This is a genomic window from Nonomuraea sp. NPDC004354 (assembly GCF_053602555.1).
In genome coordinates, this window is record NZ_JBSGDV010000006.1 from 172,177 (window position 1) to 198,176 (window position 26,000).

At 72.1% G+C, this 26,000-nt stretch carries 27 protein-coding genes; 12 read left to right on the forward strand and 15 right to left on the reverse strand.

All coding sequences use genetic code 11. From position 1 onward, the window contains the following. Nucleotide 1 precedes the first annotated feature (1 nt). The 4 genes from ACWENQ_RS20200 (at nt 2) to ACWENQ_RS20215 (ending at nt 3,350) form a co-directional block, all read left to right on the forward strand. A complete protein-coding gene (locus tag ACWENQ_RS20200) occupies nt 2-631 on the forward strand; it encodes a 4'-phosphopantetheinyl transferase family protein (RefSeq protein WP_452415609.1) in 630 nt (209 codons plus the stop codon). Nucleotides 632-740: 109 nt separating this feature from the next. Next, complete coding sequence (locus tag ACWENQ_RS20205) at nt 741-1,199, forward strand: MarR family winged helix-turn-helix transcriptional regulator (protein WP_452415611.1); 459 nt, start codon at nt 741-743, stop codon at nt 1,197-1,199. A 16-nt stretch (nt 1,200-1,215) separates the two neighbouring features. Next, nucleotides 1,216-1,860 carry an LppX_LprAFG lipoprotein gene (locus ACWENQ_RS20210; RefSeq protein WP_354910652.1) on the forward strand — a complete coding sequence of 215 codons (645 nt, stop codon included), beginning with the start codon at nt 1,216-1,218 and terminating at the stop codon, nt 1,858-1,860. Next, nucleotides 1,857-3,350, forward strand: a complete 1,494-nt coding sequence (locus tag ACWENQ_RS20215; RefSeq protein WP_452415613.1) for an MFS transporter — start codon at nt 1,857-1,859, stop codon at nt 3,348-3,350. The genes ACWENQ_RS20210 and ACWENQ_RS20215 overlap by 4 nt, the downstream gene beginning before the upstream one ends. On the opposite strand, the gene aspS is transcribed toward ACWENQ_RS20215, so the two are convergent. Further along, nucleotides 3,301-4,554, reverse strand: coding sequence for an aspartate--tRNA(Asn) ligase (gene aspS / locus ACWENQ_RS20220; RefSeq protein WP_452415615.1), 1,254 nt, complete (start codon nt 4,552-4,554; stop codon nt 3,301-3,303). The two genes, ACWENQ_RS20215 and aspS, sit on opposite strands and share 50 nt — an antisense overlap. A 352-nt stretch (nt 4,555-4,906) precedes the next feature. Between aspS and ACWENQ_RS20225 the strand changes: the two genes are divergently transcribed. Continuing rightward, nucleotides 4,907-5,344, forward strand: coding sequence for a DUF6220 domain-containing protein (locus tag ACWENQ_RS20225; protein WP_449920767.1), 438 nt, complete (start codon nt 4,907-4,909; stop codon nt 5,342-5,344). A 134-nt stretch (nt 5,345-5,478) separates the two neighbouring features. Here the strand turns inward: ACWENQ_RS20225 and der are convergent, their stop codons facing one another. The 4 genes from der to ACWENQ_RS20245 all read right to left on the reverse strand — a co-directional run bounded on the left by der (nt 5,479) and on the right by ACWENQ_RS20245 (nt 9,758). Beyond that, a complete protein-coding gene (gene der / locus ACWENQ_RS20230; RefSeq protein ID WP_449920769.1) occupies nt 5,479-6,897 on the reverse strand; it encodes a ribosome biogenesis GTPase Der in 1,419 nt (472 codons plus the stop codon). 64 nt (nt 6,898-6,961) lie between these two features. Next, nucleotides 6,962-7,633, reverse strand: coding sequence for a (d)CMP kinase (cmk, locus tag ACWENQ_RS20235; protein WP_452415714.1), 672 nt, complete (start codon nt 7,631-7,633; stop codon nt 6,962-6,964). A 125-nt stretch (nt 7,634-7,758) separates the two neighbouring features. Continuing rightward, entirely contained in the window at nt 7,759-9,138 is a 1,380-nt protein-coding gene (locus tag ACWENQ_RS20240; protein ID WP_449920771.1) for a carotenoid oxygenase family protein, read from the reverse strand. Then, on the reverse strand, nt 9,135-9,758 hold the full coding sequence (locus ACWENQ_RS20245) for a TetR/AcrR family transcriptional regulator (RefSeq protein ID WP_449920773.1): 624 nt from the start codon (nt 9,756-9,758) through the stop codon (nt 9,135-9,137). Before ACWENQ_RS20245 ends, ACWENQ_RS20240 begins: the two co-directional genes overlap by 4 nt. Nucleotides 9,759-9,855: 97 nt before the next feature. On the opposite strand from ACWENQ_RS20245, the gene ACWENQ_RS20250 reads away from it, so the two are divergent. Continuing rightward, nucleotides 9,856-10,689 (forward strand): glycosyltransferase family 2 protein, encoded by an 834-nt coding sequence (locus tag ACWENQ_RS20250; protein WP_452415617.1) that lies wholly within the window; start codon nt 9,856-9,858, stop codon nt 10,687-10,689. A gap of 37 nt (nt 10,690-10,726) precedes the next feature. Next, nucleotides 10,727-10,921 carry a DUF2795 domain-containing protein gene (locus ACWENQ_RS20255; RefSeq protein WP_449920778.1) on the forward strand — a complete coding sequence of 65 codons (195 nt, stop codon included), beginning with the start codon at nt 10,727-10,729 and terminating at the stop codon, nt 10,919-10,921. 16 nt (nt 10,922-10,937) lie between these two features. On the opposite strand, the gene ACWENQ_RS20260 is transcribed toward ACWENQ_RS20255, so the two are convergent. The 9 genes from ACWENQ_RS20260 to ACWENQ_RS20300 form a co-directional block, all read right to left on the reverse strand. Beyond that, nucleotides 10,938-12,038 (reverse strand): prephenate dehydrogenase, encoded by a 1,101-nt coding sequence (locus tag ACWENQ_RS20260; RefSeq protein ID WP_354911003.1) that lies wholly within the window; start codon nt 12,036-12,038, stop codon nt 10,938-10,940. Nucleotides 12,039-12,102: 64 nt separating this feature from the next. Beyond that, a complete protein-coding gene (gene aroH / locus ACWENQ_RS20265) occupies nt 12,103-12,462 on the reverse strand; it encodes a chorismate mutase (RefSeq protein ID WP_449920780.1) in 360 nt (119 codons plus the stop codon). Nucleotides 12,463-12,525: 63 nt separating this feature from the next. Then, nucleotides 12,526-14,484 carry a pseudouridine synthase gene (locus ACWENQ_RS20270; RefSeq protein ID WP_452415618.1) on the reverse strand — a complete coding sequence of 653 codons (1,959 nt, stop codon included), beginning with the start codon at nt 14,482-14,484 and terminating at the stop codon, nt 12,526-12,528. After that, complete coding sequence (gene scpB / locus ACWENQ_RS20275; protein WP_354911001.1) at nt 14,481-15,014, reverse strand: SMC-Scp complex subunit ScpB; 534 nt, start codon at nt 15,012-15,014, stop codon at nt 14,481-14,483. The genes ACWENQ_RS20270 and scpB overlap by 4 nt, the downstream gene beginning before the upstream one ends. An 898-nt stretch (nt 15,015-15,912) precedes the next feature. Continuing rightward, nucleotides 15,913-16,695 carry a segregation and condensation protein A gene (locus tag ACWENQ_RS20280; RefSeq protein WP_452415716.1) on the reverse strand — a complete coding sequence of 261 codons (783 nt, stop codon included), beginning with the start codon at nt 16,693-16,695 and terminating at the stop codon, nt 15,913-15,915. Nucleotides 16,696-16,796: 101 nt separating this feature from the next. Next, nucleotides 16,797-17,738 carry a ParA family protein gene (locus ACWENQ_RS20285; protein ID WP_449920784.1) on the reverse strand — a complete coding sequence of 314 codons (942 nt, stop codon included), beginning with the start codon at nt 17,736-17,738 and terminating at the stop codon, nt 16,797-16,799. Between the two features lie 114 nt (nt 17,739-17,852). Then, nucleotides 17,853-18,758 carry a site-specific tyrosine recombinase XerD gene (locus tag ACWENQ_RS20290; protein ID WP_449920786.1) on the reverse strand — a complete coding sequence of 302 codons (906 nt, stop codon included), beginning with the start codon at nt 18,756-18,758 and terminating at the stop codon, nt 17,853-17,855. A gap of 14 nt (nt 18,759-18,772) precedes the next feature. Continuing rightward, a complete protein-coding gene (locus ACWENQ_RS20295) occupies nt 18,773-19,393 on the reverse strand; it encodes an NUDIX hydrolase (protein WP_354910625.1) in 621 nt (206 codons plus the stop codon). Next, nucleotides 19,390-21,054 (reverse strand): CTP synthase, encoded by a 1,665-nt coding sequence (locus ACWENQ_RS20300; RefSeq protein ID WP_354910623.1) that lies wholly within the window; start codon nt 21,052-21,054, stop codon nt 19,390-19,392. The genes ACWENQ_RS20295 and ACWENQ_RS20300 overlap by 4 nt, the downstream gene beginning before the upstream one ends. A gap of 108 nt (nt 21,055-21,162) precedes the next feature. Between ACWENQ_RS20300 and ACWENQ_RS20305 the strand changes: the two genes are divergently transcribed. The 5 genes from ACWENQ_RS20305 (at nt 21,163) to ACWENQ_RS20325 (ending at nt 25,317) form a co-directional block, all read left to right on the forward strand. Then, entirely contained in the window at nt 21,163-21,819 is a 657-nt protein-coding gene (locus ACWENQ_RS20305; protein ID WP_452415620.1) for an acyltransferase, read from the forward strand. 129 nt (nt 21,820-21,948) lie between these two features. Continuing rightward, complete coding sequence (locus ACWENQ_RS20310; RefSeq protein ID WP_452415621.1) at nt 21,949-23,034, forward strand: NAD(P)H-dependent flavin oxidoreductase; 1,086 nt, start codon at nt 21,949-21,951, stop codon at nt 23,032-23,034. 285 nt (nt 23,035-23,319) lie between these two features. Next, nucleotides 23,320-23,895, forward strand: coding sequence for a DUF4126 domain-containing protein (locus tag ACWENQ_RS20315; protein ID WP_354910617.1), 576 nt, complete (start codon nt 23,320-23,322; stop codon nt 23,893-23,895). A 245-nt stretch (nt 23,896-24,140) separates the two neighbouring features. After that, entirely contained in the window at nt 24,141-24,677 is a 537-nt protein-coding gene (locus tag ACWENQ_RS20320) for a hypothetical protein (protein WP_449920797.1), read from the forward strand. 118 nt (nt 24,678-24,795) lie between these two features. Next, nucleotides 24,796-25,317 carry a Uma2 family endonuclease gene (locus ACWENQ_RS20325; RefSeq protein WP_452415623.1) on the forward strand — a complete coding sequence of 174 codons (522 nt, stop codon included), beginning with the start codon at nt 24,796-24,798 and terminating at the stop codon, nt 25,315-25,317. Here the strand turns inward: ACWENQ_RS20325 and ACWENQ_RS20330 are convergent. Beyond that, nucleotides 25,310-25,843, reverse strand: coding sequence for a hypothetical protein (locus tag ACWENQ_RS20330; RefSeq protein WP_452415624.1), 534 nt, complete (start codon nt 25,841-25,843; stop codon nt 25,310-25,312). The genes ACWENQ_RS20325 and ACWENQ_RS20330 overlap by 8 nt on opposite strands. Nucleotides 25,844-26,000 lie beyond the last annotated feature (157 nt).

Genomic DNA, 26,000 nt, shown 5'->3' on the forward strand with positions numbered 1-26,000 from the left:
GATGCGTGATCCTCTGGCGATGGGCGGACCGGTCGAGGAGATCACCGGTTCGGAGGGGTGGCTGACCGGTGCCGAGCGGGAGCGTGCCGCCAGGTTCGTCCGCGAGGCGGACCGGCGCGCATTCGTGGCCGCCCACCTCCTCGTACGGCACTGCGCCGCCGCCTACCTCGACCTGCCGCCCGACCGGGTCACCCTGCTGCAGCACTGCGACGTGCACGGCGCCGGGCACGGCCGGCCGTACCTGGAGGGGCATCCCGAGCTGGGTGTCAGCCTCAGCCACACCCACGGCTACGTCTGCGCGGCGGTCGGTGAGGGGAAGGTCGGCGTCGACGCCGAGCGGGTGGCCGACGGGCCCCTCGACGAGGCTCTGGCCGGGCAGGCGCTCACCGGCAGGGAGCGCGCGCTGGTCACCGGCAACGCGGACCTCATCAGGATCTGGGCGCGCAAGGAGGCGCTGGTCAAGCGCGGCGAGCTGACCCTCGACCGGTTGGGCGAGGTGGACCTGTCGGAGCTGGCGGCGCTGGAGCGGCAGGAGTGGCGGGGCCGTCATCTGCTGGAGTGGACGGCGCCCGGGTCGGTGCTGGTGACGATTATCACCGACCGTCCTGCCGTCCGGATACCGGCGAAATAGGGTCGTCGTGCATTTCCACGGTCAGGCCCTCGTCGTCCCCGCCCCTGCGCGGGCATGCGTTTGGGGTGCGACGCGGTCGTGAGCGCCGCCGGAGAGGTAAATTGGGATCATGAGCACGCCTCGCTGGCTTACCACGACAGAACAGCGCGCTTGGCGTGCCCACCTCGCCGTGCACAAGCTCCTCATGCACCGCCTCGGCATCGACCTGCAGGAGTTCGGCCTGTCGGTGAACGACTACGAGATCCTCGTCAACCTCTCCGAGTCTCCGGGCAAGCGCATGCGCATGAGCGACCTCGCCGACGCCACGATCCAGTCGCGCAGCCGCCTGTCGCACCAGATCTCCCGGATGGAGGCGGCCGGCCTGGTCAGCAGGGAGGACTGCGCCGACGACCGGCGTGGCACCTTCGCGGTGCTGACGGACGACGGGTGGGCCACGATGCAGCGCGTCGCGCCGTTTCACGTCCAGAGCGTCCGCGACCATTTCGTCGACCTGCTGACCGACGACCAGCTGCAGGCGCTCGAACAGGCCTACAACCCGATTCTCGAGCACCTCAAGAGCCTGCGCTGAGCGCTACGATCCGGGCATGCTGCGAAAGCTCCTCCTCGTCGTCCTCGCGCTCGCGCTGACGGCCTGTGCCGGCCAGGAGACCCTGCCGCCGGGCCCCGAGCTGGTGAAGAAGTCGGCGGCGGCGATGAAGGCGGTGACCAGCGCCTCGTTCGCGATCACGACGGACGGCGCGCCGAAGATCCAGCTCAAGCGGGCCGACGGCAGGCTGACCGCGACCGGCGAGGCCGACGGCACGTTGCAGGTCCTTCTCATGAACAGCCTGCAGGAGTTCAGCTTCGTGGTGGTCGGCGACACCGTCCATTTCAAGGCCATGACGGGCGGCTACCAGAAGCTGCCGAAGCGGCTGCTGATGGCGGGCGTGGGCTACGACCCGTCGACGCTCCTCGACCCGGACACCGGCATCTCCTCCCTCCTCGGCGGGCTCGGTGACCCGGTCACGGAGGCGGAGGAGGACGGCTCCTACCGCGTCGCGGCCACCTTCCCCGGCAGGACGATGGGCACGCTGATCCCCGGCGTCACCTCCGACATCAAGGGCAAGCTCTGGATCGACGCCGCCTCCAGCCGGCTGAACCGGATCGACCTGCCGCTCGACGGCGGCTCCGTCACCGTGACGCTGGCGGACTACGACGCCCGCTTCACCATCACCCCGCCCGCCGGATGAGCCTGCGCCGCAGCGTCGCCCTCGGGGTCGGCGGCACCGCCGTCCTGCTGGCCGCCCTCGACGCCTACGTGGTCGTCACCGTCCTGATCGGCATCGCCCAGGACGTCGGCGTCCCCGTCAACCGGCTGGAGCGGGCCACCCCGGTGGTCACCGGGTTCCTGCTCGGTTACGTGGCCGCGATGCCGCTGCTCGGCCAGCTGTCCGACCGGTACGGCAGGCGTCCCCTCATCCACGCCTGCCTGGCCTGCTTCGCGCTCGGCTCGGTCCTGACCGCGCTGGCGGCCTCCCTGCCGATGGTCGTGGCCGGCCGTACCGTGCAGGGCATCGCGGGCGGCGCGCTGCTGCCGATCACGATGGCGCTGGTCGGCGACCTGTGGGAGGACGACGAGCGGCCCGTGGCGCTCGGCGCCGTGGGGGCGGCGCAGGAGCTGGGCAGCGCGCTGGGCCCGCTCTACGGCGCGGTCGTGGCTCTGCTGCCCGCTTTCACGCTGTTCAGCGTGGACCTGGGCGGCTGGCACGCGATCTTCTGGCTGAACGTGCCGCTGGCCGGGCTGGCGGCGGTCGCGGTGCAGCGGACCGTCCCGCCCTCGGCCACGGGCGGCGGCAGGGTCGACGTGACGGGCGGCGCGCTGCTGGCCGTCGCGCTCGGGCTGCTGGTGGCGGGGCTGTACAACCCCGATCCGGCCAAGGCCGTCCTGCCCGCCTGGGGGCCGGCGCTGATCGGTGCCGGCCTGCTGGCCGGGGCGACGTTCGTGTGGTGGGAGATCCGCTCACCGGTCCGGCTGCTGGATCTCACCGGTGTCGCCAAGCGGCCGCTGCTGGCCACGCTCGGCGTCAGCTTCCTGTCGGGCGCGGCGCTGCTGGTCACGATGGTGTTCGTGCAGCTGGCCGCGCAGACGCTGTTCGGGGCCGACGCGCTGGGCGGGGCGCTGACGCTGGCCTGGTTCCTCGGCGCGCTGGTGGCCGGCGCGCTCGCCGGCGGCCTGCTGACCCGCAGGTACGGCGAGCCGCCGGTCATGGCGGCGGGCCTGGTGGTGGCGACGGCCGGCTACTGGCTGCTGTCGGGCTCGCTCACCGGCCCGCTCGAGCTGGTGATCGCCGGCGCCGGGCTGGGCGTGGTGATCGCGCCCGTCTCCTCCGCCGCGTTGCGCGTCATGCCCGCCGCCCAGCACGGCGTCGCCTCCGCCGCGGTCGTGGTGGCCAGGATGATGGGCATGCTGATCGGCATCGCCGCGGTGTCGGCGTGGGGGTTCTACCGTTTCCAGTCGCTGACGGCCGACCTCGACACCCCGCTGCCGCTCGGCGTCGACGCGGCGACCTACGCCCGGCAGCTGGCCGACTACACCGCGAAGGTGCAGGCGGCGCTGCGGACCGAGTACAGCGAGATGTTCGTGGCGACCGCCGCGCTGTGCGTGCTCGGCGCGGCGGTCGCCCTGCTGGTCAGGGTGCGAGCCGGTGCAGGTCTCGCGGGAAGAGCGTCGCGGACCTGACGTTGGCGGCCCCCGTCAGCCTGGCGGTCCAGCGTTCCAGGCCGATCGCGAAGCCGCCGTGCGGCGGCATGCCGTGCGCGAACGCCGACAGGTAGCCCTCGTACGGCCCGGTGTCGCCGCCCAGCGCGGCGAGGTAGTCGGCGTGCCGGTGCAGCCGCTGCCCTCCGGTGACCAGCTCCAGGCCTCTGAACAGCAGGTCGAAGCCGTTGGAGTAGCCGGGCCGCTCCGGGTCGGGATGGGTGTAGAAGGGCCGCTTGGCCATCGGATAGCCGGTGACGAACAGGAACTCCGAGCCGTGCTCGCGCCGCGCCCACTCCGACAGCCACCGCTCCTGCGCGGGTGACAGGTCGGGTTCGTCCTCGCCGGTCAGCGCCTGCGCCTCGGTGAAGTGGATCGCGGGGATCTCCTGCGGCACCTCGGGGAGCGTGACGCCCAGCGTCTCGACGGCCTGGGCCGCGCGCCGCCGTACCTCCTCGGTCATGCCGGCGATCGCCTCCCGCAGCACGGCCATCACGTCGCGGTGGTCGCGCACGAAGCCCAGCTCGGCGTCGAGCGAGGTGTACTGGGCCAGGTGGCGGGCGGTGTCGTGGGGTTCGGCGCGGAAGACGGGGCCGACCTCGTAGACCCGCTCGAACACCCCGACCATCGCCTGCTTGTAGAACTGCGGCGACTGGGCCAGGTAGGCGGGCCGGCCGAAGTAGTCGATGCCGAAGACGTCGGCGCCCGACTCGGTGGCCGAGGCGACGATCTTCGGCGTGTGGATCTCGGTGAAGCCGAGGGCGTCCAGCGCCGACCGGAATCCCGCCACGCCGGCCGCGGCGATCTCGAACGGCGCGCGCAACGCCGGGTGCCGCAGCGCGACGGGCGCGTGGTCGAGGACGGTGGGCAGCGACGCCGGGACCCCCGGCCGGTACAGGTCGAACGGCGGTGCGACGGCGGGCTCGGCCAGCACGGCGATCTCCGGCGACGTCAGCTCGACGCCGCCGGGCGCCTGCGGGTTGACCGTGACCGTGCCGGTGACCTCGACGACGCTCTCCTCCACCGGCAGGTCACCCGAGGTGACCGCCTGCGTGAGACCCGCGCGGTCGCGCACGATGAGAAACGAAACGGACTTCAGCTGCCGCCGGCGGTGCACCCACCCGGCGACCTTCACTCGTTGCCCGGCATGCTCGGCGAGCTCTGCCGACAGGACACGAGAGATCATCACAACTCCTTGAGCCGCATGATCCCTTGGGGACGCGGGGGAGAAGGGAACTCCCGGTGCCACCGCGCCTTCGCCGCCTCGTGAGCGGCCTCATCCGACCCTGTGACGGAGGTCAACCCGGCGGGGCATTTCCTCCCCGCACTCAGGAGTGTCTTCGCCCGGGGTCGCGGGACCGCCTTCCCAGCTTCCGGCGGCTCTCTCGGCCGTTGACGATCCGGGTTACTCGTCTCCCTCAACGTGTTGCGCAGGAGAGTACCACGCGTTACCGGACAGCTGAGTATGGGCCTACTCATGCCCGGCCGGGTGTCTCGGGCGCAGCATGGCAGGACCGATCCCCCCCGAGGAGCACGACATGCGCAAGGTTCTGGTCGTCTGCACCGTGGTCCAGCTCGCCCTCGTCGTCCTGCAGTTCTACCTGGCCACCTACGGCGCCTTCGAGACGCCGAGGCCCGCCGACCCGGACGCGGCGGCCATCAACTGGCACGTCGCCAACGGCTTCATCGTCATCCCCGCCGTCGCCCTGATCACGACGATCATCGCGGCCATCGCGCGGGCGCCGGGCAAGGTGATCGCCGCCGGCGCCGCGCCGATCGTGCTGGTCGCCGTCCAGATGTTCGTGCTGTTCCCGCTGGCCGAACTGGCCGGCGCGACGATGGACAGGACCACGCCCGCGAGCCTGTTCGTCCTGGGCTTCCACGCCGTCGTCGGCGTGCTGCTGCTCGGCGCGGCCATCTCGGCGTCGCGGGGCGCGCGGGCCCACGCCCAGGCGGTCGCCGTCCCGGCGGTGTGAGCACGACCGCGCCGATCTCGTCCCGGACGCGACCACGCCGGTCTCTGGACCGGTCTCCTGGAGTCTCCTGGAGTCTCCTGGAAAGGCGAAGCGCCCCCCTCCTGGGCGGAGAGGGGCGCGGGCCGGGCGGCGGCCTACTTCTTGACCGGGGCGCCCTTCTTCTTCTCGCGGATCTTCATCGTCACCTCGATCGGCGAGCCCGCGAACCCGAACTCCTCGCGGATGCGCCGCTCGATGAAGCGCCGGTAGGTGTCCTCCAGCCACCCCGAGGTGAACAGCACGAACTTGGGCGGCTCGGTCGACGCCTGCGTCGCGAAGAGGATCTTCGGCTGCTTGCCGCCCCGCACCGGCGGCGGCGTCTGCTGGACCAGCTCGGTGAGGAAGGCGTTGAGCCGTGCCGTCGGCACGCGGGTGGACCACGAGTCGAGCGCCTTCTCGATCGCCGGGACCAGCCGGTCCATGTGGCGGCCGGTCTTGGCGGAGATGTTGACCCGCAGCGCCCACGGCGTGCGGACGAGCTGCCGGTCGATCTCCTTCTCCAGGTAGTAGCGCCGGTCCTCGTCGACCAGGTCCCACTTGTTGAAGGCCACGACCATCGCCCGGCCCGACTCGATGACCAGGCCGATGATGCGCAGGTCCTGCTCGGTCAGCGGCTGGGAGGCGTCGATCAGCACGATCGCCACCTCCGCCTTCTCCAGCGCGGCGCGGGTGCGCATCGCGGCGTAGAAGTCGGCGCCCTGCAGCTCCCTGTCGCGCCTGCGGATGCCGGCGGTGTCGACGAAGCGCCAGGTGGTGCCGCCGAGGTCGATCAGCTCGTCGACCGGGTCGCGGGTGGTGCCGGCCATCGGGTCGACCAGCACCCGCTCCTCGCCCGCCAGCTTGTTCAGCAGGGACGACTTGCCGACGTTGGGCTTGCCGAGCAGCGCCACCCGGTGCGGGCCGCTCGCCTGGCCGAAGGTCTGCTCGGGAGTCTCCGGCAGCGCGTCGAGCACCACGTCCAGCAGGTCGCCGGAGGAGCGGCCGTGCAACGCCGAGACGGGGTACGGCTCGCCGAGGCCGAGCGACCACAGCGCGTGCGCCTCCAGCTCCATCTGCTGGTTGTCGACCTTGTTGGCGACCAGGATGACCGGCTTGCCGGAGGCGCGCAGCACGCCGCCGACGATCTCGTCGGCGTCGGTGGCGCCCACGACGGCGTCGACCACGAACACGATCACGTCGGCCAGCTCGACCGCGACCTGGGCCTGCTCGGCGATGCGCAGGTTCATGCCGGTGGCGTCCGGGTCCCAGCCGCCGGTGTCGACGACGGTGAAGCGCCTGCCGCGCCAGTTCGCGTCGTAGGTGACGCGGTCGCGGGTCACGCCCGGCACGTCTTCGACGACCGCCTCCCGGCGGCCGATGATGCGGTTGACCAGCGTCGACTTGCCGACGTTCGGCCGGCCGACGATGGCCACCACCGGCAGCGCCACCTGCTCGTCGGCGCTGTGGTCAGGGATCCGCATGTCGGCGAGCTCGGCCTCGATCCAGCCGGAGTCGTCGTACTCCCCCGTAGTCACGTGTCTCGTTCCTTTGAGTACCGCACCTGGCCTCAGGCGCGCTCGGTGTATGGGCGGGACCGAGCTAGGACTCGTCCTGGCTCGATCGCTCCCTGATCAGCCTCAGCACCTCCGCGATGACCTGGTCGAGGTCGAGCGGCGTGGTGTCGATCTCGACGGCGCCATCCGCCATCGAGAGAGGGTCGGTCTTCCGTGTCGAGTCAAGAGAATCGCGCCTGGCCATCGCGGCGCGCTGCGCCTCCACCGTGGTGGTGTCCGGGACGCCCGTCTCGACGTTGAGCTCCGCCGTACGGCGCAGCGCCCTGGCGTCGGCGCTGGCGGTCAGGTAGACCTTGAGCGTGGCGTCGGGTGCGACCACGGTGCCGATGTCACGGCCCTCGACCACGATGTCACCCTTGCCGATGATCTCCCGCTGCATCTCCACGAGTCTGGCCCGCACGTCGGGCACGGCGGCCACCAGCGACACCGCGCCGGTCACCTCCTGGCTCCTGATCGGCCCCGCCACGTCGACGCCGTCGACGTGGATGGTGGGGTCGTCGGGGTCGGTGCCCGAGACCAGCGAGGGCTCGCCCGCGCGGGCCGCGATCGCCGCAGGGTCGGTCAGGTCGACGCCCCGCTGGAGCATCCACCAGGTGATCGCGCGGTACATCGCCCCGGTGTCCAGGTATCGCAGCCCCAGCGCGCGGGCCACCCCGCGCGACGCGCTCGACTTACCCGACCCCGAAGGCCCGTCCATGGCGACGACCAGAGCGGTCACGGCCTCTCCCTCTTCACGTTTTCCCAACCTCAAGAGGCTACCGCCTTATGCCCATGCGGACAGACACGGAGCGGCGCGGGACGGCGACGGGATCGGTCCGGCGCTCAGGCCGCGCCCGTGTCGGCCACCCAGCTGCCGTGGAAACCGAGGGGGACGCGGGCGGGCAGGTGCACGGTGGCGACCGGCTCGCCGGTGAAGTCCTGGGCGGAGAGGATCAGCAGGTCGGTGGCGCCCCTGCCGGGGTCGTTGACGAAGGCCATGACGTAGCCGTCGTCCTCGGCCACGCCGCCCTGGGAGGGCACGAAGACGGGCTCGCCCGCGGCGACGCCCCTGGGCAGCTCGCGTGTCTCCTGCGTGCCGGCCGCCAGGTCGTGCTTGATGAGCGCGTTGCCGAACGCGGTGTCGGGCAGGTCCTCCAGGTCGCTGTCGCCGGGGTAGACGAGGTCGGCCAGGTCGTCGGCCGCGGCGGCGTAGCCGTACCGGTAGGGGAGGGAGGTGAGCCGCTCGTCGGCGCGGGGGAACTCCTGCGCCCGGTCGTCGAGCCTGGTCTCGGTGACCTTGTCCGAGGTGAGGTCGAGCGTGAACCTGTCGAGCGTGGGCACGCCGCCCAGGTCGAGCCGGGCGTCGACGAACCTCTTGGGGTAGCGCACCACGTCGATGACCACCTGGTCACCGTCGTCGTAGGCGTTGAGGGTGTGGAAGATCCAGCACGGCTCCACCTCCAGCCAGCGCACCGGGCCGCCGCCGTCCTTCGGCAGCAGCCCGATGCGCGCGGGGTGGTCGTCGTTCCAGCTGTACGGCAGCGGCACCCCCCTGGCCGCGTGGTCCATGCTGAAGGTGACGGGCAGGTCGTAGATCACCACGTAGCGCTGGGTCAGCGCCAGGTCGTGGACCATCGGGGCGTCGGCCACCGGGATGTCGACGGTCCTGCTGACCCTGCCCTGCGGGTCGATGACCACGTGCTGGTGGTGGTCCCAGCCGAAGTAGTAGGCGATGGCGTGCAGCTCGCCGGTGTGCGGGTCGAGCTTGGTGTGGGCGGCGTAGCCGCCGGGCAGCGTGCCGCCGAAGTCGCACGGGCCGACCGTGTCGAGCTCGTAGGTCAGCTCGTACGGCCGGCCGCCCGCCTCCACCGTCGCGAACGTGCGCCCCGCGTGGCCGATGACGTGGGTGTTGGCGGCGAAGTCGAAGTCGGCGTGGACGGGCCCCGGACGCGGCTCCTCCCCCAGGCGCGTGGCCACGTCGGCGCTGCGGACCCACCGGTTGCGGTACCACTCGGCCCTGCCGTCGCGCAGCCGTACCCCGTGGACCATCCCCTGGCCGAGGAACAGGTGCGCGGCGGCGGGGTCGTCGAGGCCGAGCGGGTTGGGCCCGTTGCGCAGGTAGCGGCCCGACAGCTCGGCGGGGACGCGCCCGGTGACGGGCAGGTCGAAGGCGGTGATCTCCTCCGCGACGGGGGCGAAGCCGCCCCTGAAGGGGGTGGTCATGACGGTGTCCTCTCGTCGGGCGGGCCGGGCAGGAACGGGGTGAGCACCGAGGCGCACAGCGTGACGAAACGCTGTTCGGCCTCGACCGGGCCGAAGTGCCCGGACAGTTCGAGGCTGGTCGCGCCGTGCGCGGCCATCCAGAGCAGGTCGGCGATCTCCTGGGCGTCGCCGCGCAGCTGTCCCGCCTCCAGGCAGGCAGCCACGTCGGCGTACAGGATGTCGAAGGCCCTGCGGCCCGCGGCCAGCGCGGCGGCGTCGGGCACGAACCCGGGCAGCGCCCCCTGGAACATCACCCGGTAGTACTCGGGCTCGGCGAGGGCGTAGGCGCGGTAGGCGGCCCCGCACTCGTGCAGCCTGGTCAGCGGGTCGGCGGAGGTGCGACCGGTCCGCAGGGCGCGCTCGAACCTGGCGAAGCCCTCCAGCCAGAGCGCCTCCTCCAGCCCCTCCTTGGCGCCGAACAGCGTGTAGATCACCTTCGTCGAGCAGCCGACCGCGCCCGAGATCCGGCGCACGGTCAGCGCCCCCGGCCCTTCGGCGACGAGCAGATGGGTGGTGGCGTCGAGGATCGCGGCCCGGACGGCCTCCTGCCCGACCTGCTGTGCCTCGCTGTATGCCGTCATGGTCGGTAACGCCGTTTCTCTGCGGTAACGCTGTTACCGTCTTTGTACGCGCGCCCGCGCCACGCGTCAAGGGAGCGTTCCCGGATAGAACTCCCCCATGAGCAACGATCGGGTGACCGTGGTCGTCGCGACGAGGGACCGGCGCGAGTCGCTGGCCAGGACGCTGCCCCGGCACCCCGGGCCCGTCGTGCTGGTCGACAACGGCTCAGCCGACGGCACCGCCGCCTTCGTCCGCCACACCTTCCCGCACGTGCGGGTCGTGGAGGCGGGACGCAACCTGGGCGCTCCCGCGCGCAACCTCGGCGTACGGCTGGCGGCCACCCCCTACGTGGCCTTCGCCGACGACGACTCCTGGTGGGCCCCCGGCGCGCTCGACCGGGCCGCCGACGTGCTCGACGCCCACCCGCGCCTGGCGGTGCTGGCCGCCCGCGTACTCGTCGGACCGGAGGAGCGCACCGACCCGGTCAGCGCCGTCATGGCCCGCTCGCCGCTGCCCGGCTCCGCCGGACCCGGCGTACTCGGCTTCCTGGCCTGCGGCGCGGTGGTGCGCAGGCGGGCCTACCTGGAGGCGGGCGGCTTCGACGACGTGATCTTCTTCTTCGGGGAGGAGGAACGGCTCGCGGTGGACCTGGCCGCGCGCGGCTGGGAGCTGGCCTACGTGGCCGACGTCGTGGCCCACCACCACCCCTCCCCCGCCCGCGACCCGCACGGGCGCAGGGCGCTGGCCGCCCGCAACGCCGTCCTGACCGCGGTGCTGCGCCGGCCCTGGCCCGTCGTCGCCCGCACGGTGCTGCGCGCTGCCGCCGCCGGCGCCGCCGGTCGGGCCGGGCTGCGCGCCGCGGTACGGCGGCTGCCGCGCGCGCTGGCCCTGCGGCAGGAACTGCCGCGCGACGTGGAACGGGCCCGTGTGCTGCTGGAACGCCTCCCCTGACCCGTTACCCGCCGCCCGCCTCGGGTACGCGCCCCTGATGGGGAACACACCGAATCCGATCCAGCTGCAGAAGCACCTGTCCGGGGTCGACTACCCCGCGAAACGGGACGATCTGGTGAAGGCAGCCCGCGAGCAGGGCGCCGACAAGGAGATGATCAAGGCGCTGGAGTCCATTCCCGACCGCGAGTACGACGGCCCCAACGCCGTCAGCCAGGCGGTCGCCCAGAAGTGACCAGGACGGCGCTCTCCTAGGGAACCTGCCAGCCGCGTTCCTGCAGGGCCTGGTTCAGGACGGCGACCGCGTCCGGCTGCACCGACAGCTCGGCCAGGCCCAGCGGCAGGCCGGGCGCGTGCTCGAGCCTGACGTCCTCGACGTTGACGCCCACCTCGTCGCAGATCTGGAACAGCCTGGCCAGCTGGCCGGGCCGGTCACCGATGACCACCTGGACGACGGCATAGGCCGCCGCGGGCCCGCCGTGCTTGCCGGGGATCCTGCCGTGGCCGACCACGCCCCGCTTGAGCAGTTCGGTCACCTCGGGGCCGGCGCCGTCGTCGCCCGCGGCCATGGCCCGCAGCGCGGTGGCGGCGTCGGCCAGGTCGCGCGAGACCGCCTCCAGCACCTCGGCCACCGGGGCGGCGTTGCCCGACAGGATGCCCAGCCACAGGCCGGGGTCGCCGCCGGCGATCCTGGTCACGTCGCGCACGCCCTGGCCGGCCAGCCCGAGCGTCACGTCCGAGGCCTCGGCCAGGCGGGCGGCGACCGCCGAGGCGGCCACGTGCGGGGCGTGCGAGACGACCGCCACGGCCCTGTCGTGGTCTTCGGCCGCCACCTCGACCGGGTTGGCCCCGCACAGCTCGATGAGGGCGAGCACGGCCTCCCTGGCCTCCGGCGCGGCCTCGGGGGTCGGGCACAGCGCCCACGGCCGCCCGAGGAACAGGTCGGCCCTGGCCGCGCCAGGGCCCGCCTTCTCCCTGCCCGCCATGGGGTGCGAGGCGACGTAGGTGCTCAGGTCGCAGCCGAGCCCGGCCGCCTCGGCGATCGGCCTGGCCTTGACACTGGCGACGTCGGTGTAGAAGCGGGCCGCGTCACGCTGCTGCAGGCCGCGCAGCTCACTGGCCACATGGCCCGGCGGGACGGCGACCACCGCGAGGTCGACCGGGTCGCCCAGGCGCCATTCCTGGCCCGCGCCCATCTCCCTGGCCAGCCGTACGGCGCCCAGGTCGCGGTCGGCCAGCAGCACGGTCACGCCGCGCTGGCGCAGCGCCAGTCCGATCGACGTGCCGACCAGGCCGGTGCCGAGGACGAGGACGGTGTCGAGCTTCACCGTGTCCACTTTCTCCGTGTCCATTCTCACTGCGCGATTGTCAGGTGCGCGTCACGCGATCACGACCCCGCGTGTCCACGCGCGGTCGTCACTGCGCGATGTCCTGCCGCAGCACGGTCGCGCCGCGCAGGTAGACGTGCTGGATCTCGCTGCGCGGACGGTCGCTCTGCACGTGCGCCATCAACCGGACCACGCGCGGCAGCGCGCCCGGCACGCCGATCTCGGTGCAGCAGATGAGCGGTACCTCATGGAAGCCGAGCTTACGCGCCGCGAGGGCGGGGAACTCGGCAGTGAGGTCGGGCGTCGCGGTGAACAGCACACTGATCACGTCGTCGGTGGTCAGCTGGTTGCGCTCCATGACCGCCGAGACCAGCTCGGTGGTCCCGCTGATGATCGCGTCGCGGTCGTTGGCCTCCACCTGGATCGCCCCGCGAATCGCCCGCACCATGTCAATCCCTCCATATGGTTCGGAGCCCGCACACATGTGCGCGGGCTCCAGCGTCCGGCCAGATTACAGCTTGACCGCCGCGTAGAGGTCGCCGACCTCCTTGAGGGTCAGCGCCCTGATCGTGCCCGGCTTGGTACGGCCCAGCTTGACCGGACCGAACTCGATCCTCGCCAGGTCGATCACACGGTGACCCGACTCCTCCAGCATGCGCCTGACGATGTGCTTGCGGCCCTCGTGCAGCACGACCTCCACCAGCGCCTGCTGCCCGTGCTCCTGGACGATCTCGAAGTGGTCGGCCTTGGCCAGGCCGTCCTCCAGCTCGATGCCCTTCTTGAGCCTGCGGCCCAGGTCGCGCGGGATGGGACCGGGCACCTTCGCCCAGTACTTCTTCTGCACGCCGTAGCTGGGGTGGGTCAGCCTGTTGGCCAGCTCGCCGTCGTTGGTGAGCAGCAGCAGGCCCTCGGTCTCGGTGTCGAGCCTGCCCACGTGGAACAGGCGGGGAGCCAGCTCCTGCACGTAGTCGGCCAGGCACGGGCGGCCCTGCGGGTCCTCCATCGTGGAGACCACGCCGATGGGCTTGTTCAGCGCGTAGTAGACCAGGTCGGGAGCGGTCGGGATGCGCTTGCCGTCGACGTGGATGACCTGCGTCGCGGGGTCGACCTTCGCGCCGAACCTCCGCACGACCTGGCCGTTCACGGTGACGCGGCCCTCGCCGATCATCTCCTCGCAGGCCCGCCTGCTGGCCACGCCCGCCTGGGCGAGCACCTTCTGCAGCCGCACGCCGCCCGGCACCTCGGTGGTGTCGCGCTCGTCGGCGTAGTCGTCGGGGTAGAAGTCGCGGTCGCGGATGGGCTGGCGAGCCGACTTGAAGGCGTCGCGCGGCTTGCCGCCGCCGAACGACTGCGCCCTTCCGGTACGGCCCGCGCCGGCCTCGCGCTTGGGGGCGGGACGGCTGGGGACCCGGCCGATCGTCTGGGGCTCCTCGCGCCTGCCGTAGCGGGCCCGCGTGGAGCTCTCCCCGCGCCTGCCGACCCTGTCGGCCCTCAGGCCCGCACGGTCGTCACGGCCCGAGGCGCCGCGCTCCTGACGGTCACCGCCCTGGAAACCGGCCCGGTCGCCACCCTGGAAACCGGCCCGGTCACCACCCTGGAAACCGCGGCCGTCCCGGTCACGGAACCCACGGTCACCGCGGTCGCCGCGGTCACCACGGTTACCCCGGTCGCCGCCGAACCCGCGGTCCGGGCGGTCGCCGCCGCCGGATCCACGCCCGTCACGGCCACCGCCGAACCCGCGGCCGCCGCGGTCGCCGCCGAACCCGCGATCGCCGTAGCCGCGCTCGCGGGACCCGCGACCTTCCCGGTCGCCGCCGCGGAACCCGCGGTCGTCACGGTCACCGCCGAACCGGCGGTCACCACGCTCGCCACCGCCGGACCCGCGGCCCGGACGGTCGCCGGCACGGAAGCCGCGCTCGTCACGCTCGGCGCGGAAACCCCGCTCGCCCCGGTCCTGGCGGCCGGCGTCGCGGGAGCCGCGCTCGCCACCGCGGAAACCGCGGTTCTCACGAGAACCGCGGTCCTCACGGGCCCGGCCGTCCCGGTCGCCCCGCCCGTCGCGGAAACCCCGGTTGTCTCGGGCCTGATCGCCACGGTGACCCCCGCCGTCGCGGAAGCCGCGGTCCTCGCGCGGGCCGCCGTCGCGGAAGCCGCCACCGCGCTCGTCGCGGGACTGCGGCTTGCCGTACCTGGCACGGGAGCCGCCGCGGTCGGCGCGCATGGAGTCGCGGGAACCGCCGAAGCCGCCCCGGCTGTCGGATCCGGCACGGAAGTCGTCACGGCGGGAACCCCCGCCGAAGTCGTCGCGGCGGGGACCGCCACGAGAGTCGTCGCGGCGCGAGTCGCGCCTGTCGTCGGAGCGGTAGGCGGGACGCCCACTGCCGCCGCTCCTGGAGCTCGCGCCCCGGGAACCGCCGGTGCGTCCTCGACCGCGTCCATCACCGGACGGGGTGCTGCGCCTGTTGATCACTTCGTTGTCTCCTCAAGGTTTTCCACGTCGTCGGGCAGGAAGGGCGCGAGCTCGGGAAGCTCGTCGAGGCTCTTCAGGCCCAGTCGCTCCAAGAAGTAGGAGCTGGTCCGGTAGAGCACCGCCTGGCTCTCCGGATCGGTGCCGGCCTCTTCGACCAGCCCTCTGGCGACCAGCGTCCGCATGACGCCGTCGCTGTTGACGCCGCGCACGGCGGCGACACGGGCGCGGCTCACCGGCTGCCGGTAGGCCACGACCGCGAGAGTCTCCAGCGCGGCCTGGGTGAGCCGCGCCTGCTGGCCGTCGCGGACGAACCGCTCGACCAGCGGGGCGCAGTCGGCGCGCGAGTAGAACCGCCAGCCGCCTGCGACCTCCCTCAGATCGAAACCCCGCCCGGCACCGGAGTATTCCGCCGCCAGCGCATTCAGCGCGGCCTCGACCTCGTGGGTGGGGCGTTCGAGCACCTGGGCGAGGGTGATCGCGTCGACCGGCTCGTCGACGACGATCAGGATCGCCTCCAGCGCCGCGTTCAGATCCGGCGCGGCCGTACCGGGCTCGGGCTCGCCGGCGTCGAGGGGCGCGAAGTCCGCCTCGTCCGGGCGGGGCGGGTCATCGGCCGGCGACCCGACCAGGCCGGACGAACCCGTACCCGGGCTCGTCTCCCCGCCGTCACGGCCGGCACCCCGAACGGCACCGGACACCCCCGCAGCCACATCCCCGGCCTCCGCAGCGGCGAACTCATCCGCCGCCGCGCCCACGGGCCTCTCCGGAGCGGCTAGCTCGGCGCCCGGAGCGCCGGACTCGGCATCCGGAGCGGCGAAGTCGACACCCTGAGCGGCGAACTCGGCCGCGACCGCCATGCGCTCGGCCTCCGGAGCGGCGGGCGCGCCATCCTCGGAACCGGTGTGCCCCCCGGGAACGTGCGCGGCCCCCAGGAGGCCGGGCGCGACCCGTGCCGCCGGAAGGCCCGGCCTGACCCGCGTCGCCGGAGGGCCGGATTCGACCGGCCCGGCCGGAAAGTCCGACGTGGCCCGCGCGACCGGAAGGACCGACGAATCCTGCCCGCCCGTACGATCCGGCTCGACCAGCCCCGCCGGGACGTCCCGCTCAGCGGACACCCCCGGCAGGTCAGGCCCGCCCTGGACCTCGGCAGGCTCCGGCTCGGCCCGCGCTTCCAGCGGCTCCTCGGCAGGTTCCGGCTCGGCCCGCGCTTCCAGCGGCTCAGTCGCGTCCGGCGCCGCCGTCTGCGGGGCGGGGTCGTCCACGCGGGAGGCGGCCGCTGGATCCGTCGGAGCGTCCTCGAGGTCGGCGCCGAAAGCGCCCGAACCCGGCAGGCCCGCCCACGCGGCCCCGCGCGGACGCTCGCGCCGGGGCGCCGGCGAGCCGTCGGCCCGGCGCTCGGACGGCGACGGGTCCCTGGGAGCCGGGAACTCACTCATCAGCAGCCTTCTCCGCGCTCTCTTCGTAGTCGTCGCCCACCGCGACGTCTCCGTCGTCGGCTCCCGTCCAGGTCACGTGCAGATCGCCGAGGGGCTCCACCTGCTCGAAGCTGACAGCCGACTCCCTGAACAGCTCCAGCACGGCCAGAAAGCGGGCGATCACCTCGAAGGTGCCCTCGCAGTCGGCGACCAGCGTCCTGAACGTGGCCGTGCGCAGGTGCCGCAACCGCCGCACAAGGATAGCGGCTTGGTCCCTGACGCTCGCCAGCGGTTGGTAGATGTGCCCGACGCCGACGGTGGGCGGCAGCTTGGGCGTGAACGCCTTGGCGGCGATGCGCGCCAGCTGCTCGGGCCCGATGCCGAGGACCAGCTCCGGCAGCAGGTTGGCGAACTGCGGCTCCATCGGTACGGCCCGCGGGAACCGCAGCGACTCCTCCGCCATCAGCCCGGAGAAGACCTTGGCGACCTCCTTGTAGGCCTTGTACTGCAGCAGCCTGGCAAACAGCAGGTCGCGCGCCTCCAGCAGCGCGAGGTCCTCCTCGTCCTCGACCTCGCCGGCCGGCAGCAGCCGGGCCGCTTTGAGGTCGAGCAGCGTGGCGGCGACCAGCAGGAAGTGGCTGGTCTGGTCGAGGTCCCACTCGGGGCCCTTGGACCTGATGTAGGCGATGAACTCGTCCGTCACCTTCGACAGCGAGACTTCGGTGATGTCGAGCTTGTGCTTGGAGATCAGCCCGAGCAGCAGGTCGAAGGGGCCCTCGAAGACGTCGAGGTGCACCTGGAAGCCTTGCGGCCGCTCGTCGCCCTGACCGCCGGCTGGGCCGGCCTTCCCGGGCGGGGGCTGCCGCCCCTGCCCGGAGCGTGTGGGGGAGGTCGCGGTCACCTGGCCATTGTCGCAGGCTGCTGCCAGCGCGAGAGCACCTCTCTGGCCAGCTCGCGGTAGGCGTTGGCGCCCAGCGAGGACGGGTCGAAGGTGGTGATCGGCTCACCCGCGACGGTCGCGTCGGGGAAGCGGACGGTCCTGTTGATGACCGTGTGGAACACCTTGTCGCCGAAGGCCTCCACGACGCGGGCGAGCACCTCGCGGCCGTGCAGGGTGCGGGCGTCGTACATGGTGGCCAGCAGGCCCTCGATCTCGAGCTCGTCGTTGAGCCGCTCCTGCACCTTGGCGATGGTGTCCATGAGCAGGGCGACACCGCGCAGGGCGAAGAACTCGCACTCCAGCGGCACCATGACGCCGTGGGCGCAGGTGAGCGCGTTGACCGTGAGCAGGCCGAGCGAGGGCTGGCAGTCGATCAGGCACACGTCGTAGAAGGGCAGCAGCGGCTTGAGCACGCGCCCCAGCACCTGCTCGCGGGCCACCTCGGTGACGAGCTGGACTTCGGCCGCCGACAGGTCGATGTTGCACGGCAGCAGGTCGAGGCCCTCGACCCCGGTCTGGAGCAGCACGTCCTCGGCGGCGACGTCGCGCTCCATGAGCATGTTGTAGACCGTCAGGTCGAGCTGGAGCGGGTTGATGCCCAGGCCGATCGACAGGGCGCCCTGCGGGTCGAAGTCGACCAGCAGGACCTTCAGCCCGCACTCGACGAGCGCGGCGCCCAGGTTGATCGTGGTGGTGGTCTTGCCGACCCCGCCCTTCTGGTTGACCATCGCGACCACCCGCGCGGGGCCGTGCGTCTCGCGCGGCACCGGCTCGGGGAACACCGGGCGCGGCCGCCCGGTGGGGCCGAGATTCACGCCCTTGGCGGTCGTGTCGGTCTTCGTGTCGCCCCAGGGGTTCTCAGGGGTCCCCGGGGTCGAACCGTTGGCGGTCACAGTCACCAGCTCGAACCTCCCTGACGGTCCCGAACCGGACCGTCCGGACGGACACTATGGCGTCAGCACTTAGGCGGCAAGAAGGCACGCCGACTTACCGCACGACGCAAAGACTATAGATCACCGGCGGGCACGGGGGTGCGCGGCGGCGTAGACCTCGCGGAGCTTGTCGACCGTCACCAGCGTGTAGACCTGGGTGGTCGTCACCGAGGCGTGGCCGAGCAGTTCCTGGACCACCCTAACGTCCGCGCCGCCGTCGAGCAGGTGGGTCGCGAACGAATGCCGCAAGACGTGCGGAGAGATCCCTTCCAGGCAGGCCCGCTCGGCGGCGGCCTGCAGCACCTCCCAGGCGCCCTGCCTGGTGAGGCGGCCGCCGCGGGCGTTGAGGAAGACGGCCGGCGTGCCTCTGCCGTGGCCGAGCAGGGACGGCCTGGCCCGCACCAGGTAGGCGTCGAGCGCTTCCCTGGCGAAGCGGCCGACGGGCACGACGCGGGTGCGCCCGCCCTTGCCGCGCAGCCGTACCTGGTCGTCCTCGAGGTCGTCGAGAGCCAGGCCGACGGCTTCGGAGATGCGGGCGCCCGTGCCGTACAGGAGCTCCAGGAGGGCGCGGTTGCGGAGGGTCAGCGGCGCGCCGTCGGGCCCTGAGGCGGCGATGAGCCGCTCGACCTCGGCGACGCCGATCGCCTTGGGCAGGCGGCGCAGCTGGCGGGGCGGGCGCACCTCGTGGGCGGGGTCGTGGCCGGTGACGCCTTCGCGCAGGGCGAACCTGTGCAGGCCGCGCACGGCCGAGACGGCGCGCGCCGCCGAGCTGGCCACCAGGGCCGGGTGCTCGCCGTCGCCCTCGCGGAGCGCGGCGAGGAAGGCGAGGACGTCGGCCTCGCCCACCTCGCCCAGCGAGACCCGGCCGCGCGACCGCAGGTGGTCGACGTAGCGGCGCAGGTCTCTGCGGTAGGAGGCCAGCGTGTTGGCAGCCAGGCCCCGCTCCACCGCCAGATGGGCGAGGTAGCTGGAGAGCACTGCCTCCACGGATGATCCTCCCGTCACGCCTCCGGTGCGTCGGCGGGCCGCAAGTGGGCGAATCCGTCGGCCGACGCCGCATATGCGGCGAGGATACCGGCCACGGCCGGGGAATTGTGGATCATTCCCTCGAGCGTCTTCTCGACCGCTTCGGCGAGCGGGACCCACTGGACCGGCATGTCGAACTCCTCGTGGCGGCGTTCGAAGTCGATCTCCGTCTCGGACAGGTCCCTGGCAAGGAAGACGCGGATGCGCTCGTCGGACATGCCGGGCGAGGTGTAGAGGTCGACGAGCGTGTGCCAGGTGTCGGCCTTGTAGCCCGCCTCCTCGGCCAGCTCGCGCGCGGCGGTGGCGACCAGCGGCTCGCCCTCGACGTCGCGCAGGCCCGCGGGCAGCTCCCACAGCAGGCGGCGCGTCGGGTGCCGGTACTGCCTGATCAGCAGGACGCGCTCGTCGGCGTCGAGCGCGAGGACCGCCACCGAGCCGGGGTGGACGACGTAGTCACGCTGGGCGACCTCGTCGCGCGGCATGCGCACGGTGTCGGTGCGCACGCCGATCACGTATCCCCTGAAGTGCTCCCGCGAGTCGACGACCGGCCACTCCTCGGGAGAGTCGGCCACGGGCAGGCCGGCGTCGGAGCTCACTTGCCTGCCGCCTTGGGCGAGCGGCCCGCCGCGTAGGCGAGCGAGGCCGAGATGAGGCCCTTGAACAGCGGGTGGGCGCGGGTCGGCCGCGAGCGGAACTCGGGGTGGGCCTGCGTGCCGATGAAGAAGGGGTGCTGCTCGACGGGCAGCTCGGTGTACTCCACCAGGCGGCCGTCGGGCGACAGCCCGGAGAAGACCAGGCCGACCTTCTCCAGCTGCTCGCGGTAGGCGTTGTTGACCTCGTAGCGGTGGCGGTGGCGCTCGTCGGCCTTGGCCTTGCCGCCGTAGAGCTGGCGGGCCAGCGTGCCCTCGCCGAGCTTGGCGGTGTAGAGGCCCAGGCGCATGGTGCCGCCCATGTCGCGCTCGCCGGCGACGACGTCCTCCTGGTCGGCCATGGTGGAGATGACCGGGTGCTTGGTGTCGGGATCGAACTCGGCGGAGTTGGCGTCGTCGACGCCGGCCAGGTTGCGGGCGGCCTCGATGACCATGCCCTGCATGCCGAGGCAGATGCCGAGCAGCGGGATCTTCTTCTCGCGGGCGTGGCGGATGGCGCCGATCTTGCCCTCGATGCCGCGCACGCCGAACCCGCCGGGGATGAGCACGCCGTCGACGCCGTCGAGCTCGCGGGCCGCGCCCTCCTCGCTCTCGCAGTCGTCGGACTTGACCCAGCGGATGTTGACGCGGCTGTCGTTGGCGAAACCACCGGCGCGCAGCGCCTCGGTGACGCTCAGGTAGGCGTCGGGCAGGTCGATGTACTTGCCGACGAGCGCGACCGTGACCTCCTTGGCCGGACGGTGGACGCGGCGCAGCAGCTGCTCCCACTCCTTCCAGTCGACGTCACGGAACGGCAGGCCGAGGCGGCGCACGACGTAGGCGTCGAGGCCCTCGGAGTGGAGCACCTTGGGGATGTCGTAGATGGAGGCGGCGTCGACGGCGCTGACCACGGCGTCCTCGTCGACGTCGCACATCAGGCTGATCTTGCGCTTGATGGAGGTGTGGACGGGGCGGTCGGAGCGCAGCACGATCGCGTCGGGCTGGATACCGATGCTGCGCAGCGCGGCCACGCTGTGCTGGGTCGGCTTGGTCTTCAGCTCGCCGCTCGGCCCGATGTACGGCAGCAGCGAGACGTGCAGGAAGAAGACGTTGTCGCGGCCGACCTCGTGCCTGATCTGGCGCACCGACTCCAGGAAGGGCAGCGACTCGATGTCGCCGACGGTGCCGCCGACCTCGGTGATGACCACGTCCACGTCGGGACCGGCCATGCCGCGGATGCGGTCCTTGATCTCGTTGGTGATGTGCGGGATGACCTGGACGGTGTCGCCGAGGTACTCGCCGCGCCGCTCCTTGGCGATGACGTTGGAGTAGACCTGACCGGTCGTGACGTTGGCCGAGCCGTGCAGGTCGGTGTCGAGGAAGCGCTCGTAGTGGCCGACGTCGAGGTCGGTCTCCGAGCCGTCGTCGGTGACGAAGACCTCTCCGTGCTGGAAGGGGTTCATCGTGCCGGGGTCGACATTGAGGTAGGGGTCGAGCTTCTGCATGGTGACCCGCAGCCCACGGGCCTTCAGCAGGCGGCCCAGGCTGGAGGCCGTGAGTCCCTTGCCGAGACTGGAGGCGACACCGCCGGTGACGAACAGATGCTTGGTTTGCGATGCGCTGCGCAAGAAGTCTCCCGTGGCTCGAGGTGTGGCGTTGACGTCCACGGGCTCTCAGGATATCAAACGGCGCCCCGACATGCCCTAACGGCGTACCAGAGAGTAACTTTGGGCCCTATGTCACTTGTACGGCGGGCGGTCGGCTCCCTCGTTCACCGCGCCTACGCCGCCATCCGCGCCGCGGGAGCGATCACGCCCGCCACCCCCGCCGGATACCGTTTCGGCAGGCTCGGCGAGGGCGTCAGCATCGCCTTCCCGGTGGGCGCCATCTTCGGCGAGCGGTGGATCGAGATCGGTGACCACACACTCATCGGGGAGCGGGTCTCGCTGTCGTGCGGCATGGGCCCCGGCGTGGACCTCGGCCCCGCCTCCATCCTGCGGATCGGCGGGAGCTGCTCGATCGGCAGGGGCAGCCACATCGTCGCCCACCAGTCGATCGACATCGGCGAGCACGTCTTCACCGGCCCCTACGTCTACATCACCGACCAGAATCACGTCTACGACGACCCGGAGACGCCGATCGGCCGGCAGTGGCCGCGCAACAATCCGGTCTCGATCGGCGCCGGGTCGTGGCTGGGCACCGGCGCCATCATCCTGCCGGGCACCAGGATCGGACGGCAGTGCGTGGTGGCGGGCGGCGCGGTGGTGCGGGGGCAGTTCCCCGACCACAGCGTGATCGCGGGGGTTCCGGCCAAGGTGGTCAGGAGCTACACGCCCGAGCTCGGCTGGCACCCGCCCGGCGTCACCCCGCTCGACCGCCAGGCCACCGCCTGACCCCGCCCGCCGCACCACCCGCCGGGAGCCGGGGCCGGGGTTCTGCCGGCTGCCCGTGCTCGGAGGTTCTGCCGGCGGCCCGGCCCCGGGGTTCTGGCAGCCGCCCGGCCCCGGGGTTAGCGTCACGTCATGCGGACCGCGATCTGTGAACGCCTCGGCGTCGAGTTCCCCCTGTTCGCCTTCAGCCACTGCCGCGACGTGGTCGCCGCGGTCACCAACGCAGGCGGTTTCGGCGTCCTGGGCGCCGTCGCCTACACCGCCGAGCAGCTCGAGACCGAGCTGAGCCGGCTCGACGCCCAGGTCCGCGGCCGCCCCTACGGGGTCGACGTGCTCGTTCCCGGCAGGACCGAGGGTCCGCGCCCGGCCATCCCTCCGGCTCACCTCGCCTTCACCGCCGGACTGCTCCAGCGGTACGGCGTGCCGTACGCGGGCCCGGTGGGCGGGCTCGGCGAGCGCGTCACCGCGAGGGGTGCCACCGAACTGGTCGAGGTGGCGCTCAAGCACAGGATCGGCCTGATCGCCAGCGCGCTCGGGCCGCCTCCGCCGCCGATGGTGTCCATGGCCAGGGACGCAGGCGTGCCCGTCGCCGCGCTGGTGGGCACCGTCGAGCACGCGCGCAGGCAGGTGGCGGCGGGCGCCGACCTCATCGTCGCGCAGGGCACCGAGGCCGGCGGCCACACCGGTGAGATCGCCACGATGGTGCTGGTGCCGCAGGTCGTGGACGCCGTGGACCCGGTGCCCGTGCTGGCGGCGGGCGGCATCGCGTCGGGACGGCAGATGGCGGCGGCGATGGCGCTGGGCGCGCAGGGCGTGTGGTGCGGGTCGGTATGGCTGACCACGGAGGAGGCCGAGACGCCGCCGTCGGTGAAGCGCAAGATGCTGGCGGCCTCGTCGCTCGACACCGTCAGGTCCCGTTCGCGCACGGGCAAGCCGGCCCGTCAGCTGGCCTCGGCGTGGACGGCCGCCTGGGACGGCGGCGAGGACAGCCCGGGACCGCTGGGGATGCCCTCGCAGATGCTGCTGGCCGAGTCGGCGATGGCGCACGTGGTACGGGCCGCGGAACGGGGCGAGCCGGGGGCGGTGGAGCTGGCGAACTACTTCGTCGGCCAGGTGGTGGGGCAGCTGGACCAGGTGAAGCCGGCCCGCAGGGTGGTGCACGAGATGATGGAGGAGTTCGCCGCGGCCGTCGAACGGCTGTCGGCCATCACCGGCTGACCGGACCACGGCCCGCAGACAGACCGCAGGCCACGCGCCACGGGTCAGGTGTCACGGGCCGCAGACCACGGGCCGCAAACCACGGCCGCAGACCGCGGGTCACGGGCCGCAGGCGCCACAGGCCCGCGGGTCACGGGTCACGGGTCACAGTACGGGGAAGATCCGGCGTCGGGTGCGACGCCATGGCGAGCACCGCGGTTCGGCCGGCGTTAGCGTGAAGGACGGAGGGTCACGCAATGACCGCGGCGGGCTGTGGGGTGCCGGCCGTACAGGACGGGGAACACCATGCTCGCAGCACTGACCGGTCTGGGCCTGAGCACCGCGGCCGGGCTCAACGCCTACATCCCGCTGCTGGTCGTCGGGGTGCTGGCCAACATCACGGACGCGGTCAAGCTGCCCGACGGCTACGCGTGGCTGACCGACTGGTGGGTGCTGGCGATCATCGCGGTGCTGCTGCTCGCCGAGTTCGTGCTGGACAAGGTGCCGGTCGTCGACAGCGTCAACGACGCCATCCAGACCGCGATACGGCCCGCGTCCGGCGGCGTGGTCTTCAGCGCCACGGCGGCCGCCGCCGAGTTCGACAACTCCACCTGGATGGCGGAGCACCCGTGGGCCGGGTGGCTGATCGGCATCGTGACCGCGCTGGCCGTGCACGTGCTGAAGTCCACGGCCAGGCCGGTCGTCAACGCCACCACCGGAGGGCTGGGCGGCCCCGTGGCCAGCACGGTGGAGGACGCCGGTTCGCTGGGCGTGAGCCTGGTCGCCATCTTCCTGCCGGTTCTGGTGCTGTTCCTGATGATCGGGATGGCGGTGCTCGCGTGGCGGCTGTTCAGGAAGGTGCGCAGTCCGTCGAGGAGGTGAGACGATCTCACCCGGCAGGCTGATCCCAAGACCCGGCCCGGCCCCTAGCCTTCGACGGGACGACGTGCGGGCGACGTGCCCCCGCCCTGGCGCCCGCACGTCCGTCGCCGCCTCCGAACGAGCCGCGCCCGGCCGCCAAGGATCGCTTATCCTCTCAGGTAAAGGCCGGACGGGAGGTCCCTCCAATCAGCACATTCCTTCTGATCCTGCTCGCGATCGTCCTGATCTTCCTGGCGCTCGCGGGTGTGGCCGTCTACGCCCTGGTCAAGGTCGGCAAGCGGGCCAGCCGGTCGGCCCGGCAGGTCACCGCCCGCCTGGCCACCCACGTCAACGCCATGGGTGTGGGCGACGCGGCCGAGGTCGAGCGGCTCCGCCTCGACCTGCGCCGGGAGGTCTCCATGACCCGCCAGGCGATCGACGCGGCGACGCAGCAGGGCTGGAGCCTCGGCGACCTGCCGCACCTGATGGGCGAGCTGTCGCGCCAGGCCGACGTGCACGACACCCAGCTCGGGATCTACGCCCAGCAGCGCCGCGTGTCGCCGTACATCGACCACGTCACGCTCGACCGGCTGCGCGAGCACCAGGCCAAGCTGACCGCCATGTGCGCCAGGATCAGGGCCGATCTGCTCGACAGCCAGGTCCACCACGCCGGCACCGGCATCGACGAGCTGCACGCCCGCACCGAGCTGGAGATCGAGTCGCGCCGCCGCACGGTCGACCCGCTGGACGAGATCGACGAGCTCTACCGCAAGACCCTGCAGGAGCGCCGAGACCAGACCTGACGGTCACCGACTGTGTCATCATGGATCCGTCGCGTGATCCCCCCGGAGGAGGTACCCGATGACCACCGCACTTCCCGAGTGGTTCTGGCCGGGTCCTCCAGGCGGGTGGACCGCTGACATGCTCGATCGTCTCCCCCCCGACGCGCCCAAGCACGTCGAGCTGATCGATGGGTCCCTCGTCATGATGTCGCCGCAGACCTACCGCCATATGCTCGTGATCGACCTGCTCAGAGACCGGCAGCTGGGTATCAGGCCGCCCGCTCATCTTGCGGTCGCCCGAGAGATGAGCGTCACTCTTGGCCTGCGCCAGCGCCCCGAGCCGGACGTCCTCGTCGTCAACAGATCGGCGATCGTCGGCAACGTCACATCGTTCAAGCGGGAAGACGTCCACTTGGTCGTCGAGGTGGTTTCGGACGAATCCCGAGATCGCGACCGGCAGACCAAGCCCATCAAGTACTCCGACGCGGGCATCAAGTACTTCTGGCGGATCGAACTCGAAGACGACCGGCCCGTCGTCTACACCTTCGAGCTCGAACCGGCGGTCAAGGCCTACGTCCCCACCGGCATCCACCGCGAGAAGCTCCACACCTATGTCGGGTTCGACGTGGACATCGACCTCGATCTCGACCAGGTCATATGACGAGTTCGGTGGCGAGCTCCTCGTAGGCGGCGCCCTTGTTGATGCGGGCGCGCAGGGCCTGGGCCTGCGGCGTGGTGAGCATCGCGCCGCCCATCACCAGCGGGAAGCTGATCTGCCAGCTGAGCAGGGCCCGCGGCGAGTGCCGGTGGCCGTTGCGCAGCACGGCGGCGCCCACCCGCACGGCGTGCTCGTTGCGCGGCGCCACACCGGGCCGGTCCACCTCGCGGGCGGCGTAGCGGAACCCCTCGTCCAGGTCGCACGGCGGGCAGCCGGTCGGCCCCCTGCCCCGCCGGTTGCCGCACTGCGCGCAGGTCAGACGCTCGAAGGCGCCGTCGACCACCCGCCAGTCGTAGCCCTTGATCTCATCGACGATCATCTCGGCCAGAGCCGGGTCGTCCTCGAACCCCTGCTCGGCCAGAAACGCCTGGTAGCCGTCCTCGACGATGCGGTCGACCAGCGCCAGGCAGCGACCGCAGCCCGGCGCTCCGCCGTACGGCAGCCGGCCGCACTCCGCGCACCTTTCCATGCCGCGATGGTAGGCGGCCGAAAATACGTTGCGCCGCCGGTTTTCGCTCCGGCACACTCGTCGGAGCTTCGACCGGAAGGAGGGTCAACCGTGACGACGACTGTTCGCATGCCGTTTTTCGCGTCCTGTTTCCTCCCCACCGGTCAGCTTCCGACCT

What these genes read in the sequence shown, in the direction of transcription:
- cmk (WP_452415714.1), bottom strand. Translation starts at nt 7,633, where the DNA reads ATGGACGGGCCTTCGGGGTCGGGTAAGTCGAGCGCGTCGCGCGGGGTG.
- ACWENQ_RS20205 (WP_452415611.1), top strand. Translation starts at nt 741, where the DNA reads ATGAGCACGCCTCGCTGGCTTACCACGACAGAACAGCGCGCTTGGCGT.
- ACWENQ_RS20250 (WP_452415617.1), top strand. Translation starts at nt 9,856, where the DNA reads ATGAGCAACGATCGGGTGACCGTGGTCGTCGCGACGAGGGACCGGCGC.
- ACWENQ_RS20210 (WP_354910652.1), top strand. Translation starts at nt 1,216, where the DNA reads ATGCTGCGAAAGCTCCTCCTCGTCGTCCTCGCGCTCGCGCTGACGGCC.
- ACWENQ_RS20225 (WP_449920767.1), top strand. Translation starts at nt 4,907, where the DNA reads ATGCGCAAGGTTCTGGTCGTCTGCACCGTGGTCCAGCTCGCCCTCGTC.
- ACWENQ_RS20325 (WP_452415623.1), top strand. Translation starts at nt 24,796, where the DNA reads ATGCTCGATCGTCTCCCCCCCGACGCGCCCAAGCACGTCGAGCTGATC.
- aspS (WP_452415615.1), bottom strand. Translation starts at nt 4,554, where the DNA reads ATGATCTCTCGTGTCCTGTCGGCAGAGCTCGCCGAGCATGCCGGGCAA.
- ACWENQ_RS20255 (WP_449920778.1), top strand. Translation starts at nt 10,727, where the DNA reads ATGGGGAACACACCGAATCCGATCCAGCTGCAGAAGCACCTGTCCGGG.
- ACWENQ_RS20245 (WP_449920773.1), bottom strand. Translation starts at nt 9,758, where the DNA reads ATGACGGCATACAGCGAGGCACAGCAGGTCGGGCAGGAGGCCGTCCGG.
- ACWENQ_RS20215 (WP_452415613.1), top strand. Translation starts at nt 1,857, where the DNA reads ATGAGCCTGCGCCGCAGCGTCGCCCTCGGGGTCGGCGGCACCGCCGTC.
- ACWENQ_RS20260 (WP_354911003.1), bottom strand. Translation starts at nt 12,038, where the DNA reads ATGGACACGGAGAAAGTGGACACGGTGAAGCTCGACACCGTCCTCGTC.
- ACWENQ_RS20315 (WP_354910617.1), top strand. Translation starts at nt 23,320, where the DNA reads ATGCTCGCAGCACTGACCGGTCTGGGCCTGAGCACCGCGGCCGGGCTC.
- ACWENQ_RS20330 (WP_452415624.1), bottom strand. Translation starts at nt 25,843, where the DNA reads ATGGAAAGGTGCGCGGAGTGCGGCCGGCTGCCGTACGGCGGAGCGCCG.
- aroH (WP_449920780.1), bottom strand. Translation starts at nt 12,462, where the DNA reads ATGGTGCGGGCGATTCGCGGGGCGATCCAGGTGGAGGCCAACGACCGC.
- ACWENQ_RS20305 (WP_452415620.1), top strand. Translation starts at nt 21,163, where the DNA reads ATGTCACTTGTACGGCGGGCGGTCGGCTCCCTCGTTCACCGCGCCTAC.
- ACWENQ_RS20310 (WP_452415621.1), top strand. Translation starts at nt 21,949, where the DNA reads ATGCGGACCGCGATCTGTGAACGCCTCGGCGTCGAGTTCCCCCTGTTC.
- ACWENQ_RS20240 (WP_449920771.1), bottom strand. Translation starts at nt 9,138, where the DNA reads ATGACCACCCCCTTCAGGGGCGGCTTCGCCCCCGTCGCGGAGGAGATC.
- ACWENQ_RS20200 (WP_452415609.1), top strand. Translation starts at nt 2, where the DNA reads ATGCGTGATCCTCTGGCGATGGGCGGACCGGTCGAGGAGATCACCGGT.